Consider the following 14,315-nt stretch of genomic DNA (forward strand, 5'->3'; position numbering starts at 1 on the left):
AGGAAAGGGTGCTGCAGGTAAGAATCATGAAACGCATGAATGAAGGAAAAACAGAGGAATCAAGATTCCTTGGAAGACAGCTGATCATCTCGGCAGCTGCATATGCTGGAATCATCATCTTGTACTATATCAATCACATGATCGGCAGTGCTGGCCTTTTTGTACTCTCCGGTTTTCTGTTTCTGTCTTTTTACCAGTATTATGATTTTTTTCTCAATATTTATGGATTATTCGGTTTTGTCTGGAATTTCACGCTGGGGCTCTCGGCGCTCCAGCTCCATGCCAATCAGACTGACTGGAAACTGGAGACATGGGTGCTTTTTTCCATGGCTTATCTCTGTTTTCTGGCTGGTGCAGAAGCAGAGGCAGTCTTCACTTTGAAACATGGAAGATCAGATCCTGATCCTCAGAAACAGATTCCTGATCGAAAAAGGTTTTTCTGCTTAATCGCAGCTGCTTTCGTGTTATCCTCAGGAGCGTTAGTCTTTACTACATTCGTACGCGGCGGACTTCCTCTTTTTTCAGAGTATATGAGTGCATACCATGACTTTGGAATTTCAGGAATTCAATATCTGGTGAAAGGATCAAGTCTGCTAATTCCATTGATTCTGATCTATCACCATTATTATGGAAAGTTTTCATCAGAAGAAATCGTTCTTTTTTCGATTTCTTCGCTCTACTCCCTGCTTGTCCCTCTTCTTACCGTTTCCAGGCAGCTTGCATTCAGTGTGTTAGTATTCAGCGGATCCACATATCTGATTCTGGCTTTTTCGGGAAATCATCCTCGCGGAAAAAAGAAGCACCTTATGATCGAGCTGCTGACTGCCGCAATTGTTCTTTCGGGTTCTGCGGCTGGCTGGGTGGTGATTGGAAATTACAGAAATCAATCACAGGACTATCTGAATTCCGTACTGAACATCGATGAAATGCCGCGCCTGCAGCAGAAGGCAATGGTTGCATACATGTATGTCGCCTGTGACTATGACAACTTCAATCTGAACGTAGGGGAAATCACGCAGCACACGTATGGAGAAAAAGTCTTCTTTCCGCTGTTTGCTCTAACCGGCTTGAAGTTCGTGATTCCTTCAGTCAATCATGATCCTGCCGAAGAACTGCACCTGATCACTCCGACTTATACCACATTTTCTCTGCTCATGGAGCCGTATCAGGATTTCGGATTTGTCGGAGTGCTGATTTATCTGTTTGCGATTGGCTATTTCTGCTCCGCTTGTGAGCGAAAACGACGCATGAATCCAAGCACTCTGATCTTGCGGACTTTGATCCGGTATTGTCTGATTTTTTCATTTTTCTACAATGGATTCAGTTCAGTTGACATATGGTTTTATATGATTTCCTTAATGATTGCAGAGAGACTCATTCTGAAAATCCCGAATCAATCAGCAGAGAGAGCTGAAGAAAAAATGAACAAAGGCTAATTCTTTGCTCAGAAATCGAAATTGTGCTTGAAGATGACGTAACGTCATCTTTTAATATGCTTGCGGAGGAAAATCAGTATATGAAAGGTATCGTTCTTGCCGGCGGTGCTGGCACAAGGCTTTATCCATTGACGAGAGTTACTTCCAAGCAGCTGCTACCGGTTTATGACAAGCCGATGATCTATTATCCATTGAGCACGCTGATGCTGGCGGGGATCAGAGATATTCTGATTATTTCGACGCCAAGTGATACGCCGAGGTTTGAGGAACTGCTGGGGGATGGCTCTTCTTATGGAATTCATCTGACTTATGCGGTTCAGCCGAAACCAGAGGGACTGGCTCAGGCGTTTCTGATCGGCAGAGAGTTCATCGGTGAGGATGCCTGTGCGATGGTGCTCGGTGACAATATCTTCTATGGCAGAGGGTTTGCGGCAACCCTGAGAGAAGCGGTCAGAGATGCAGAAGAGAATCACAGAGCAACTGTTTTCGGCTATTATGTGGCCGATCCGGAACGATTCGGAGTTGTAGAGTTTGATGAAGACGGGCATGCGCTGAGCATTGAGGAAAAGCCTGCAGAACCGAAATCGAATTATGCGGTGACAGGATTGTATTTCTATCCGAAAGGAGTCTCTGCAATGGCAGAGAAGGTGGTTCCTTCGGCGCGTGGAGAGCTTGAGATTACAGCCCTGAACTCGATGTATCTGGAAGAGAAGAAGCTGGATGTGCAGATTCTCGGCAGAGGGTTTGCGTGGCTTGATACCGGAACAATGGAGTCATTGTTAGAGGCTGCTGAGTTCATTCATATGGTTGAGGCAAGGCAGGGGATCGTGATTTCCGCTCCGGAAGAAATTGCCTATAAGTTTGACTGGATTACGAAGGAAGAACTTCTGCAGGCTGCAGAAGCCTATGGAAAGTCTCCATATGGGCAGCATTTACGCAATGTGGCAGAAGATAGGATGGTTTATAAGCAGAAATGACACGAGTACTGATTACCGGCTGCAGAGGGCAGCTTGGAACGGAAATCCAGAAGCAGTTAAGACTTGGATACAGCGAGATCGGATCAATTCCGGAGTCTCTGAAACATGCGGAGATAGTTCCGATTGACCTGGACACACTGGATCTCAGCAAGCTTTCGGAAGTAAAAGAGTATGTCCGGAATGTGAATCCGGATATCATCATCAATTGTGCAGCATTTACGAATGTGGATGGCTGTGAGACCAATCATGATACTGCCTTTCAGGCAAATGCATTAGGCCCAAGAAACCTGGCTCTTGCTGCAGAAGAATGCGGCGCGAAGCTGGTTCATGTTTCAACCGACTATGTCTTTGATGGAAAAGACAATGGACAGGTCCCCAGAGATGAATCAGATCGCCCGAATCCGATTTCTGCCTATGGCTCTACGAAGCTTGCCGGCGAAGAGCTTGTCAGAGACTTCTCTAGCAGATACTTCATTGTCCGTACTGCCTGGCTGTATTCCTACTATGGGAAGAACTTTGTGAAGACGATCGTAACTGCAGCAAAGAAGACAGGTGCACTTGAAGTGGTGAATGATCAGTGCGGTAATCCTACCAATGCGGCTGATCTGGCCCATGAGCTGCTGCAGCTTGCAGACACCGAAGAATATGGACTGTATCACTGCACCGGAGAAGGAATCTGTTCCTGGTATGATTTTGCCTCAGAGATTGTGAAAGATGCGGGAATTGAAGCAACTGTTGCTCCGATTTCTACCGAGGGTTACAAGCAGAAACACCCGCAGTCGGCAGATCGGCCTGCCTGGTCTGCATTAGATAATCGGATGTTAAGATGCACGATCGGCAATGAGATGCGCGACTGGAGAACAGCACTCGAGGAATATTTCAGAAACTGGAATGGCGAGAACGGAATGAAGGAGGAACACTGAATGACTGCAACCTATCTGGTAACCGGATGCGCCGGATTCATCGGCACGAACTTTGTCTATTACATGCTCCAGAAGTATCAGGACATCAGGATCATCAACCTGGATAAGCTGACTTATGCAGGGAACCTGGAGAATCTGAAGGAGATTGAGAATGATTCTCGTCATATCTTCGTGCAGGGAGATATCTGCGATAAGGAACTGGTTGCAGATCTTCTGAAGAAATATGATCCGGACTATGTCATCAATTTCGCTGCAGAGTCCCATGTAGACCGTTCCATTGCGAACCCGGAAATCTTTGTGCAGACAAATGTCATGGGTACCGTCAATCTTCTTCAGCGGTGCAAGGATGCCTGGTATGATGCAGAAAGCAGAACCTGGAAAGAAGGAAAGAAGTATCTGCAGGTATCTACCGATGAAGTATATGGAGCATTAGGCGCAGAAGGATACTTCATGGAGACGACTCCATTGAACCCGCATTCTCCGTATTCTGCTTCCAAGGCAAGTGCTGATCTGTTTGTCAAAGCATTCCATGATACGTACGGAATGCCGGTCAATATCACCAGATGTTCCAATAACTATGGCCCGTATCAGTTCCCTGAGAAGCTGATTCCGTTGATGATCAACAATGTGAAGCATCATAAGGAACTGCCGGTTTACGGAGATGGAATGCAGATCAGAGACTGGCTGTATGTTGCTGATCACTGCAAGGCCATTGATATGGTTGCCTCCAATGGAAAGATCGGCGAAGTATATAATGTCGGCGGCCATAATGAAAGACCGAATATCTTTATCGTGAAGACGATTATTGCCCAGCTCCATGACCGTCTGCAGGATGATGGAATCAATGAAAGCCTCATTCATCATGTGACTGATCGCTTAGGCCATGATCGCCGCTACGGCATCGATCCGACCAAGATCAGGAATGATCTTGGCTGGTATCCGGAGACCCCGTTTGAGAAGGGAATCGTATTAACGATTGACTGGTATCTGAATCATGAAGAATGGATGGATCATATCACTTCCGGAAACTATCAGAAGTACTATGAGACCATGTACAGTGCTAAGAAGGAGTTAGACTGATGGAACAGTTCCGGTTTGAAGAGACAAAGATTCCCGGAGTCGTTGTCATCTACCCGAATGTGCATGGCGACGAGCGCGGTTATTTCATGGAAACCTACCAGCAGGATCTCTTCGAAGAAGCAGGCATCACCAGGCCATTCGTTCAGGATAATGAAAGCTCTTCTTCCAAAGGCGTGCTGAGAGGCCTTCACTTCCAGAAGAATCATACTCAGGGAAAGCTGGTCCGTGTTACTCGAGGACAGGTGTTTGATGTAGCTGTAGACTGCCGTCCGAACAGTGCAACGTTTGGTCAGTGGACCGGGGTCACCCTGGATGAGCGTCTCAAGAATATGTTTTACATCCCGGAGGGCTTTGCGCATGGCTTCCTGGTATTAAGCGACATGGCTGAATTTGTTTACAAGTGCACGGATATCTATGACCCGAGCAGTGAGGGCGGCATTCCATGGGATGACCCGACCATCCATGTAGAGTGGCCGAAGCTTGATGTTCCTTACAAGACCAGTGCAAAAGACAAGCTGCATGAATCCTTCAGGGACCAGAAGTTTGAATACTTTGGAAAATACTGATTATCTCCAGGTGCTTCGATAAGCGCCTGGATTTATTTTTTCAAATTTCCGGAATACTCTGGAAAGATAAGCTGCATCATTCAGCCCGCATTCTCCGGCTATTACCTCAAGCGTTTTGTCTGTGAATCGCAATTGTTCTTTTACATAGGTGATCCGCTTCTGCATCAGGTACTGATCTATGGAAACTCCGTATTGTGCCTTGAATACCCGGGTCAGATAGTATTTGTTGATGAAGAAGATCTGAGCAAGGTCTTCCAGACGGACCTTTTCTGCATAATGAATATCCAGGTATTCCCGGATCTGTTCCAGGCGATTGTCGGTGTTCTTCCTTCTGCTTTTTTCCGGATCCCAGCTTTCTTTCATCAATACGGTCAGAAGCTTTGCAATCAGTTCATTCAGATACATGTCTCTGATATAATCTCTTCTTTCCGCAGTCTCATAGATCTGTTCCAGAAGGGAAAGAATCATCTGATCTTCATGAATATGGAACGCAGGTTTCCCGCCGCGTTCCTGATATTTCCGATAAATGGCAGGCATGCTGGATCCATTGAAATGAACCCAGGAAAGAGACCAGAGATCTTTGCTGGTCTTCTGCCAGTATCCATTTCTGCAGTCGATGAAGACTGCATCTCCTTCGGAAAGAGGATAATCCGTTCCTTCATAGTGCAGGATACCGGAACCGTGACGGACATAGAAAAACAGATAAGAGTTCAGATGGTCTCTTTTTGAAATGTGTTCTTTTGTTGCAGTCAGGGTTCCGGTTTCCTGAAGATAGAGGAGGCTGTCACTGGCAAAAGAGGATGCAGTATAAATGCATCTTCTGCTCGAAACCAGATCGCCATGGAACAGAGAGTCCTGCTTGTTCATAAAGTCAATATAATACAAAAAATAGTCTGCAAATACATTATTCAGATGATCAGATAATGGTTACTATTAATAACGAATTATACAAAGGAGTCCATATGACACAGAAAAAGGCATTGATTACTGGGATTACCGGGCAGGATGGTTCTTATCTTGCGGAATTTCTGCTGGAAAAAGGATATGAGGTCCATGGAATTCACAGAAGATCTTCTATTTCCAATACCGGAAGAATTGATGGTCTTCTGGAAAAGAATCTGATCAAGCTTCATGATGGAGATCTGACGGATTCTTCTTCTCTGATCCGGATCATCGGGGAAGTGAAACCGGATGAGATCTATAATCTGGCTGCGCAGTCTCATGTGCAGGTCAGCTTTGATGTGCCGGAGTATTCGGGAGATGTCGATGCATTAGGGGTGCTGAGAATTCTGGAAGCAGTGAGGATCTGCAATCTGGCAGAACATACCAGAATCTATCAGGCTTCTACTTCGGAATTATTCGGCAAGGTAGAAGAAGTGCCTCAGAAAGAGACGACTCCGTTCCATCCTTACAGCCCTTATGCAGTTGCGAAGCAGTATGGATACTGGATCGTGAAGGAATACCGGGATGCCTATCATATGTTTGCGTGCAATGGCATTCTCTTCAATCATGAGTCTGAGAGAAGAGGAGAGAACTTCGTGACCAGAAAGATCACTTTAGCTGCGGGCAGAATTGCGGAAGGACTGCAGGATCATCTGGAACTCGGAAATATGGATTCTCTGCGTGACTGGGGCTATGCAAAAGATTATGTCGAGTGCATGTGGCTCATTCTGCAGCAGGAGAATCCGGATGACTTTGTCATTGCGACTGGCCAGCAGCATACCGTGCGCGACTTTACCGAAAAGGCGTTTGCGGCAAACGGGATTAAACTGAGATGGGAAGGAAAAGGCCTTGAAGAGAAGGGGTATGACACGAAAACCGGAAAGATGCTGGTCTGTGTGAACCCGCAGTGGTTCAGGCCGACGGATGTTGATAATCTCTGGGGAGACCCGACCAAGGCGAAGACCGTACTGGGCTGGAACCCTCAGAAAACGAGCTATGAGGAGCTGATCAGGATCATGGCAGAGCATGATCGGAAGCTTGCTCAGAAAGAGAAAGCAATGCGCAATGCGTAAGGAGGAATCAGAGAGATGATACCGGAAGAATACCGTTCGAAGCAGCCGCCGATGCCGAAAGATGCGAAAATCTATGTTGCAGGCCATCGCGGCATGGTCGGATCTGCCATTGTACGTGAACTGAATCGGCAGGGATATACGAATATCATTACGAGAACCCATCGGGAACTGGATCTCTGCAGGCAGGATGCTGTAGAAGAATTCTTTGCGATGGAAAAACCGGAATATGTCTTTGTGGCTGCTGCCAAGGTCGGCGGCATTGTCGCAAACCAGGAGGCACTGGCAGATTTCATGTATGACAACATGATTCTGGAGATGAATGTGATTCACAGTGCCTGGAAGAATGGATGCAGAAAACTGGAGTTTCTGGGCAGTTCCTGCATCTACCCGCGCATGGCACCGCAGCCGATGAAGGAAGACTGCCTGCTTACCTCCTCACTGGAAAAGACGAATGAAGCATATGCGCTGGCAAAGATCTCCGGTCTCAAGTACTGTGAATATCTGAATCGCCAGTACGGAACAGATTATATTTCCGTGATGCCGACCAATCTGTATGGACCGAATGACAATTATCATCCGACGCACAGTCATGTGCTGCCTGCTCTGATCAGAAGGTTTCATGAGGCAAAGGAACAGAATCTTCCGTATGTGACCTGCTGGGGAGATGGGTCGCCATTAAGAGAATTCCTGTATGTAGATGATCTTGCCAATCTCTGCGTATTCTTAATGAACAATTACAGCGGCAATGAGACGGTCAATGCAGGTACTGGCAAGGAACTGACCATCAAGGAGCTGACCGAGAAGGTGGCTGCCATTATCGGCTATTCGGGTGAAATCCGCTGGGATCCTTCCAGGCCGAATGGAACGCCGAGAAAGCTGCTTGATGTCTCCAAGTCCAAAGCCATGGGCTGGGAACCGAAAACGAGTCTCGAAGAAGGAATTCGTCTGACTTATGAAGATTTCCTGCATAACCCGATGCGGGCGGAGCGGTAATTCTATATGAATATCATTCTGCTTTCAGGAGGATCAGGAAAACGGCTCTGGCCGCTTTCCAATGATGTGAGATCCAAGCAGTTCATCAGGCTGTTCGGAAATGAGCAGGGAGAATATGAATCCATGCTGCAGAGAATGTACCGAGAGATCCGGAACATTGACTCTGAAGCACAGGTCACGATTGCGACAGCAAAGTCTCAGATCAGCGCCATTCATAATCAGATCGGGGAAGACGTGAATATCTCTCTGGAACCATGCCGGAGAGATACTTTTCCTGCGATTGCATTAGCATGTGCTTATCTGCATGATGTAAAGCACATTTCTGAGAAGGAGCCGATTGTGGTGTGTCCGGTGGATCCGTATGTTCAGAAAGACTATTTCGAAGCTCTGAAGAAGCTTTCTGAACTGGCAGAAGATCCTTCTTTCCATCTGACTCTGATGGGTATTGAACCGACTTATCCGAGTGAGAAGTACGGATATATCATTCCTGAGACTTCAGATCTGGTATCCCCGGTGAAGACGTTCAAAGAGAAACCAGATGCTATTACCGCAGAGTCCTACATCAGCCAGGGGGCTCTCTGGAATGGCGGCATCTTTGCATTCCAGCTTGGCTATCTCTGGAACAAGGCACATGAACTGATTGCATTCACGGATTACTATGATCTGTTTTCCAGATATGAGACCGTGGACAAGATCAGCTTTGACTATGCCGTTGCTGAAAAAGAGCCGAAGATTCAGGTGATGCGGTTTTCAGGGGAATGGAAAGACCTCGGTACCTGGAATACGCTGACCGAAGCGATGGAAGAACCGGTCATTGGCAAGGCAGTACTTGATGAAACCTGTGAGAATACGCATGTGATCAATGACCTTGATATGCCCATTCTCTGCATGGGACTGAAAGATACCGTTGTAGCCGCAAGCCCGGAAGGAATACTGGTTTCTGACAAGCATCAGTCTTCTTATATCAAGCCTTATGTGGATTCTTTTGAGTCTAAAGTGATGTTTGCCGAGAAGTCCTGGGGAAGCTATCTGGTTCTGGACGTGGAAGAGACTTCTATGACGATCCGCATTACGCTGAATAAAGGCCACCGAATGAACTATCATTCGCATGAACATCGCAATGAAGTCTGGACGATTCTTTCCGGAACAGGAAGAACGATTGTAGATGGAATGGAACAGCAGGTAAGACCAGGAGATGTCATCACGATTCAGGCTGGCTGCAGACATACGATCATCGCTGATACAGATCTGAAAGTGATCGAAGTGCAGCTTGGCAGAAATATCGATGTGCATGACAAGATCAAGTATGACCTGGAAGACTGATGAGCCTTTTCTGCTGAAACCTGCTTATAAGGACTATCTCTGGGGCGGAGACAGACTGAAAACGGAATACCATAAAGAAACCGATCTTTCTTCGCTTGCTGAGTCCTGGGAGTGCAGTACGCATCCGGATGGAACCAGTCTTGCCCTGATTGATCAGAACGAGATCCCGCTGACGGAAGTTCTGAAAAGACATCCGGAGATTCTCGGAACTCATCCGAGAACCAGAGATACTCTTCCAATTCTGATCAAGCTGATTGATGCAAAACAGGATCTGTCTGTTCAGGTGCATCCGGATGATGCATATGCAAAGACCCATGAAAACGGATCTCTTGGCAAATCAGAGTTCTGGTATGTGCTGGAAGCAGAACCAGGCGCAAGCCTTGTTTATGGCTTTTCTCAGAACGTGACGAAAGACCAGATCAGACAGGGAATTGCCGATGGCACGATCCAGAAATATCTCCAGAAAGTTCCAGTCGGGCGGAATGATGTTTTCTTCGTCCAGGCAGGAACGGTTCATGCGATTGGGAAGGGAATCGTCATTGCTGAGATTCAGGAAAGTTCCAATCTGACTTATCGCCTCTATGACTATAACCGAAGAGACAGGAATGGGAACCTTCGTGAACTTCATGTGGAGAAAGCATTGGACGTTCTGAATCTGCATTCCAGTGCAGAGCCAGCACAGCCAATGAGACTGCTGCGATATCAGCCTGGCTATGCGTCAGAACTGCTGACTAGATGCAGGTATTTCGAGGTGGAGCGGATACTGCTTAATACAGTTCTTTCTGCTTCCGTTCCGTATCAGACGGCATCTTCTTCCTTCGAAGTGCTGATGTGCATCCAGGGAGAAGGCGCTCTGGAAGGAGAAAACGAAAGAATTACTTTTCAGAAAGGAAGTACTATTTTCTTGCCTGCTGACTCAGAGTCTATGTTCTTATACGGGAAAGCAGAACTACTGAGAACAAGGTGCTGATCATGCACCTTGTTTTTAAGCAGATGTAATCCGGATAATACAAGCATAGCCAGAGACTTTGACGTGCAGTTGATCTGCTTTCAGAAAAGTGATCTCCGAGGTACTGCACCTGCTGAATGGGATCTTCATCATTGATCATGTTTTCCTGTTATTCGGATTGCGTATAAAGAGAATGAACGAGATCAACGAAAGCTGCAATAATCGGAGTTTTTTGATGGAGATTGCAGTAAAAGATAATGCAGATCGCCTGCTACCGTGGATTTCATTGCACGGATCTGATTGAACATTCTTTTGTGAAACAGATCAGAATATCTCAGACAAGGCAGATTAAACAGAGAATGAATCTGTCTCCTACATTCCGGTGAAGTGAAGAGTACATGCATCATTGCAGCAATATGTTGCAAATTATTCAGTTATGTCTGCACTCAGCAACTTTTTCGGCAGCTGTTTTTGGAAAATGTCTCTCTCAGTAACAAGTATCAGGTATTTTCTGCTTATTTTTCTTGGCAGGTCGAAAAGTTATCGCGAGCCATTGCCTCTTTGATCATATTTTCTCCTGTATTATTCTTCTCATCATAAAAGTTATAATATTTTGCTTAAAAATTATAACAAACTGTTGACAAAAGATATAACAATATGTATTTTTAAAACAGGTGGATATCATGCATAATACAATCGGAATGAATGAATACTACGCAGCTATGCGTGATGAAATGAAAAATGCATTTCGTTCAGAAAATATTGTCCAAGCTGAATATTGTGCAATGCATTTGATTATGACTGTTGAGGCTTCCGCCTGCAGAGAAAATGTAAATGGAATCCGGTTCGAGAATTTGATAGTAGACAGAACTGATTATGAGCTTGCCGAAAAGCTTCTGAAAGATGAACTGGATACATTCCGCAAATCAGACAAGAAATCATTATTCATTGTCATTCTCTTAGAAGGTATGATCTTTTCAGTTACGTTTGCTGGATTAGGGGTATCACAGATCATTTCAATCGCTTTCATTGCTGCCATAGTTGCGGCTGAAGTCTTTTTTAACCATCTCACTTTTTCCGTAAGGCTGAATAAATGGAAAGAAAAACGATATGCAAAGAACGTCAATCCAGATCTGCTTGTATATAACAATCGTTGGTTGAAAGCATAGCGAGGAGGGATAAATTGCAATGCTGAAATATGACATTCATGGGCACATGGGGAAAACCAGTTCTGGGGACCCGGTTGATGCAGACCAATTAATCAAAGACATGGACTTTTTCGGAATAACAAAAATCGGGATCAGCTCTTTATCGGGAATAGACAATCGAGCACAGAATGATCTTGTATATGAAGCTCATAAAAAATTTCCGGAGAGGATTCTTCCATATGCATTTATCAATCCGAAATCCTCAAATGCAGACCAGGAAATTGCTCTATGTCTGGGTGAAAGAAATTACGCGGGTGTCAAATTTCATCCTTGGAAACATGGCTATTTTGCAGATAATACTCCGCAGATTGAAGGGGTTCTTGAACATATCGAACAATATGGGGCTCATATTCAGGTATATGCAGGAACGAGTCCGCTATGTACGCCATACGTCTGGATACGTTATGCAAAGAGGCATCCTGCCCTGAGATTTCTATTCACTCATACGGGATGCAGAGAATTCGGATACAGCATTCTGAAAGCAGTAAAAGATGTAGACAATATCTGGCTGGAAACCTCAGTACTTTATGAGAGAGATGTTCTTGAATCAATGAAAAATGATGTTGGTGCTGATCGGATTGTATTCGGAACAGATTGGCCATATAAACCGGTTCAGTGTGAAATCGAGAAAATTTATCATATGGGATTTGACAATAACGAACTCGAGAAAGTGTTTCACAGTAATGCAGAATATCTCTGGTCGCCGCACAGGAAATAACGGGAGGGGGTTCTTATGAAAATAAACGTGTGCAGGATTGATGACAGATTAGTTCATGGTCAGATTGTAACTAAGTGGATTAAAGAGGCAGATGCAAATCTGATTCTCGTTGCTGATGATAAGGCGGCAGGAGATAAAACTTTGCAGATGATACTGAAATTGGCAGTACCTTCTGGAGTGAGAATTGAAATCTTAAATTTGGAAGATTCGATCTCCAGGATTCAGAACGATCATACTAATCAGAATGTATTATTGCTTATCCGCAATCCTGCTGAAGCAGAAAAGCTTGTTGAAATGGGACTTCAGGTAGAGAAGATCATTGTCGGAAATATTTCGAATTCTAAGTCTTCTGTCGGCCGGACCAAGCTTCTGGATTATATCTGGGTAGAGCCTGCTGATGTCAAAGCATTGCAGAATCTTTCTGAAAAGGGAATCAAGCTCGAAGTGAAAGCAATTCCGGAAGAAAGGGCAAAAGATCCGATGGAATTGATTGCTAAGAGCAGAAAGTAAAAACGGGAAAGGGGATCATTTTATGTTTATCAAGGCTTTACTCACCGCACTGATTGTAGCACTCGCATTTAACGACAGAGTATTCTGCCACTTCTTCTTATACAGACCGATCGTGATCGGGCCTCTTGTCGGTCTTGTTTTCGGAAACCTGAGCATGGGACTTCAGGTTGGTGTCTCGGTGGAAATCATGTTTCTCGCGGTTGTCTGGGTTGGAACCGCTGTTCCGCCGGATGAGACGCTTTCAGCAGCATTTGCAACTGCTATCGCCTGCGCTACCGGATCGGCAGAAGCAGGAATTGCGACAGCACTACCGATTTCATTTGTCGGACAGATTTTCCGTCAGACAAAATTTTCAACCGTTTATGAATGGACAATGCGGAAAGTTGAGAAGGCTGCTGCCAAAGCTGATGCAAAAGGAGTAATTCGCTGGACTACCTGGATTCCTGCTGTGATTGAAAGTCTTCTGTTCGGCATTCCGGCTTTTGCAGGGGTATATTATGGCGCTACAGCGGTTCAATCATTTATTAACGCAGTTCCAACATGGCTGATTTCCGGAATCTCAGCTGGTGCAGGATTACTTGGCGCAGTCGGAGTGGCCCTGCTTCTTGGAACAGTTAAGGATAAGAGTCTCTGGCCTTATTTTCTGGTAGGATTTGTTTTCGCTTCATACCTTGGAGTTAATATGATAGGCGTCGCTTTAATTGCAGTCACTTGCGTGGCACTGAACTATCTTGGAGATAAGCAACAAGCGGGAACTTCTGAAGCCGAAGGCCATGCAGAAGCAGATGAGAAAGATTACCGTGTTATTACAAAGCACGATCTTTGGAAGACATTCTGGTATGGCATGGCTATTGAGTCCGGAAATAGTGCTACGAAACAGGAAGCAAATGGCTTCCTGCAAGCAATGATTCCTGTCCTTGATAAAGTCTATTCCGATCCTGAAGAGCGTGCTGAGGCTTATCAGCGCCATTGCGAACTATTTCTAACGGAAGGACGAATGGCTGAACTGTGCGTCGGAATTGCTGCAGCTATGGAAGAGCGTTATGCAATCAAGAAGGATATTGATCCTGATTCCATCAATTCCGTTAAAGTTGCTTTGATGGGACCTCTTGCTGGAATCGGAGATTCTCTGATTCACGGAACGCTACGCCCGATCTTTGCGGGATTAGCATGCTCAATGGTTACCGCCAGCAACTATACAAGTGCTGTCGGTCCTGTCTTCTTTGTAGTTATTATGACAATTATTACCTTTGGAATCCGTTACTTCGGAATCTTCAAGGGATATGAAGGCGGACTGAATCTGGTAGCAAAGATGCAGGCTGGCGGATATCTTGACAGATTGACAAGATATGCCGGAATTGCTGCCTTCGTAGTTTGCGGCGGGTTCATTTCAGCACTCGTATATGTGACGCTTAATGTTTCCTATACGCAGGGTGAAACAGTAATTTCACTTCAGGAAACCCTTGATGGACTGATGCCGAACTTGATTCCACTTCTCTATACTCTTCTGATGTATTGGCTAATTGACAAAAAGAAGGTTAATGTTGTCCTGCTGATGTACATTACCATGGCTGTCGGAATCATTGGCGTGCTGACTGGATTATTTGCTTGATTGAT

General features: G+C 45.4%; 14 protein-coding genes. 13 read left to right on the forward strand and 1 reads right to left on the reverse strand.

Features of this window, described 5'->3' with window-relative positions; genetic code table 11:
• Positions 1-26 precede the first annotated feature (26 nt).
• From C7E00_RS05825 to rfbC, 5 genes are all read left to right on the forward strand, one after another.
• Entirely contained in the window at positions 27-1,436 is a 1,410-nt protein-coding gene (locus tag C7E00_RS05825) for an O-antigen polymerase (protein ID WP_105303396.1), read from the forward strand.
• A gap of 80 nt (positions 1,437-1,516) precedes the next feature.
• Entirely contained in the window at positions 1,517-2,413 is an 897-nt protein-coding gene (gene rfbA, locus C7E00_RS05830) for a glucose-1-phosphate thymidylyltransferase RfbA (protein ID WP_105304881.1), read from the forward strand.
• Positions 2,410-3,336 carry a dTDP-4-dehydrorhamnose reductase gene (gene rfbD, locus C7E00_RS05835; RefSeq protein ID WP_105303397.1) on the forward strand — a complete coding sequence of 309 codons (927 nt, stop codon included), beginning with the start codon at positions 2,410-2,412 and terminating at the stop codon, positions 3,334-3,336. Before rfbA ends, rfbD begins: the two co-directional genes overlap by 4 nt.
• Positions 3,337-4,416, forward strand: coding sequence for a dTDP-glucose 4,6-dehydratase (gene rfbB, locus C7E00_RS05840; protein ID WP_105303398.1), 1,080 nt, complete (start codon positions 3,337-3,339; stop codon positions 4,414-4,416).
• Positions 4,416-4,982, forward strand: coding sequence for a dTDP-4-dehydrorhamnose 3,5-epimerase (rfbC, locus tag C7E00_RS05845; RefSeq protein WP_105303399.1), 567 nt, complete (start codon positions 4,416-4,418; stop codon positions 4,980-4,982). The genes rfbB and rfbC overlap by 1 nt, the downstream gene beginning before the upstream one ends.
• Here the strand turns inward: rfbC and C7E00_RS05850 are convergent, their stop codons facing one another.
• Complete coding sequence (locus tag C7E00_RS05850; RefSeq protein ID WP_204378576.1) at positions 4,983-5,867, reverse strand: helix-turn-helix domain-containing protein; 885 nt, start codon at positions 5,865-5,867, stop codon at positions 4,983-4,985.
• Between the two features lie 77 nt (positions 5,868-5,944).
• On the opposite strand from C7E00_RS05850, the gene gmd reads away from it, so the two are divergent.
• The 8 genes from gmd to C7E00_RS05890 all read left to right on the forward strand — a co-directional run bounded on the left by gmd (position 5,945) and on the right by C7E00_RS05890 (position 14,310).
• Entirely contained in the window at positions 5,945-6,997 is a 1,053-nt protein-coding gene (gene gmd / locus C7E00_RS05855; RefSeq protein WP_105303401.1) for a GDP-mannose 4,6-dehydratase, read from the forward strand.
• 15 nt (positions 6,998-7,012) lie between these two features.
• A complete protein-coding gene (locus C7E00_RS05860) occupies positions 7,013-7,990 on the forward strand; it encodes a GDP-L-fucose synthase family protein (protein WP_275656053.1) in 978 nt (325 codons plus the stop codon).
• Between the two features lie 6 nt (positions 7,991-7,996).
• Positions 7,997-9,313 carry a sugar phosphate nucleotidyltransferase gene (locus C7E00_RS05865; RefSeq protein WP_105303402.1) on the forward strand — a complete coding sequence of 439 codons (1,317 nt, stop codon included), beginning with the start codon at positions 7,997-7,999 and terminating at the stop codon, positions 9,311-9,313.
• Entirely contained in the window at positions 9,282-10,283 is a 1,002-nt protein-coding gene (locus C7E00_RS05870; RefSeq protein ID WP_204378577.1) for a type I phosphomannose isomerase catalytic subunit, read from the forward strand. The genes C7E00_RS05865 and C7E00_RS05870 overlap by 32 nt, the downstream gene beginning before the upstream one ends.
• Before the next feature lie 662 nt (positions 10,284-10,945).
• On the forward strand, positions 10,946-11,431 hold the full coding sequence (locus tag C7E00_RS05875; RefSeq protein ID WP_105303404.1) for a hypothetical protein: 486 nt from the start codon (positions 10,946-10,948) through the stop codon (positions 11,429-11,431).
• A gap of 19 nt (positions 11,432-11,450) precedes the next feature.
• A complete protein-coding gene (locus tag C7E00_RS05880; RefSeq protein WP_105303405.1) occupies positions 11,451-12,188 on the forward strand; it encodes an amidohydrolase family protein in 738 nt (245 codons plus the stop codon).
• A 15-nt stretch (positions 12,189-12,203) separates the two neighbouring features.
• Complete coding sequence (locus C7E00_RS05885) at positions 12,204-12,698, forward strand: PTS sugar transporter subunit IIB (RefSeq protein WP_105303406.1); 495 nt, start codon at positions 12,204-12,206, stop codon at positions 12,696-12,698.
• A 22-nt stretch (positions 12,699-12,720) separates the two neighbouring features.
• Positions 12,721-14,310: a PTS system mannose/fructose/sorbose family transporter subunit IID gene (locus tag C7E00_RS05890; protein WP_105303407.1), complete on the forward strand. Its 1,590-nt coding sequence runs from the start codon at positions 12,721-12,723 to the stop codon at positions 14,308-14,310.
• Positions 14,311-14,315: the final 5 nt, after the last annotated feature.

It is taken from the genome of Anaerolactibacter massiliensis, assembly GCF_900290205.1.
Lineage (GTDB): Bacteria > Bacillota_I > Bacilli_A > Erysipelotrichales > Erysipelotrichaceae > Bulleidia > Bulleidia intestinalis.

Excerpts from the sequence above, each read along its gene's own strand:
- C7E00_RS05860 (WP_275656053.1), top strand. The coding sequence starts at position 7,013 with ATGATACCGGAAGAATACCGTTCGAAGCAGCCGCCGATGCCGAAAGAT.
- rfbB (WP_105303398.1), top strand. The coding sequence starts at position 3,337 with ATGACTGCAACCTATCTGGTAACCGGATGCGCCGGATTCATCGGCACG.
- C7E00_RS05870 (WP_204378577.1), top strand. The coding sequence starts at position 9,282 with ATGACAAGATCAAGTATGACCTGGAAGACTGATGAGCCTTTTCTGCTG.
- rfbA (WP_105304881.1), top strand. The coding sequence starts at position 1,517 with ATGAAAGGTATCGTTCTTGCCGGCGGTGCTGGCACAAGGCTTTATCCA.
- C7E00_RS05880 (WP_105303405.1), top strand. The coding sequence starts at position 11,451 with ATGCTGAAATATGACATTCATGGGCACATGGGGAAAACCAGTTCTGGG.
- rfbD (WP_105303397.1), top strand. The coding sequence starts at position 2,410 with ATGACACGAGTACTGATTACCGGCTGCAGAGGGCAGCTTGGAACGGAA.
- C7E00_RS05885 (WP_105303406.1), top strand. The coding sequence starts at position 12,204 with ATGAAAATAAACGTGTGCAGGATTGATGACAGATTAGTTCATGGTCAG.
- C7E00_RS05865 (WP_105303402.1), top strand. The coding sequence starts at position 7,997 with ATGAATATCATTCTGCTTTCAGGAGGATCAGGAAAACGGCTCTGGCCG.
- gmd (WP_105303401.1), top strand. The coding sequence starts at position 5,945 with ATGACACAGAAAAAGGCATTGATTACTGGGATTACCGGGCAGGATGGT.
- rfbC (WP_105303399.1), top strand. The coding sequence starts at position 4,416 with ATGGAACAGTTCCGGTTTGAAGAGACAAAGATTCCCGGAGTCGTTGTC.
- C7E00_RS05825 (WP_105303396.1), top strand. The coding sequence starts at position 27 with ATGAAACGCATGAATGAAGGAAAAACAGAGGAATCAAGATTCCTTGGA.
- C7E00_RS05875 (WP_105303404.1), top strand. The coding sequence starts at position 10,946 with ATGCATAATACAATCGGAATGAATGAATACTACGCAGCTATGCGTGAT.
- C7E00_RS05890 (WP_105303407.1), top strand. The coding sequence starts at position 12,721 with ATGTTTATCAAGGCTTTACTCACCGCACTGATTGTAGCACTCGCATTT.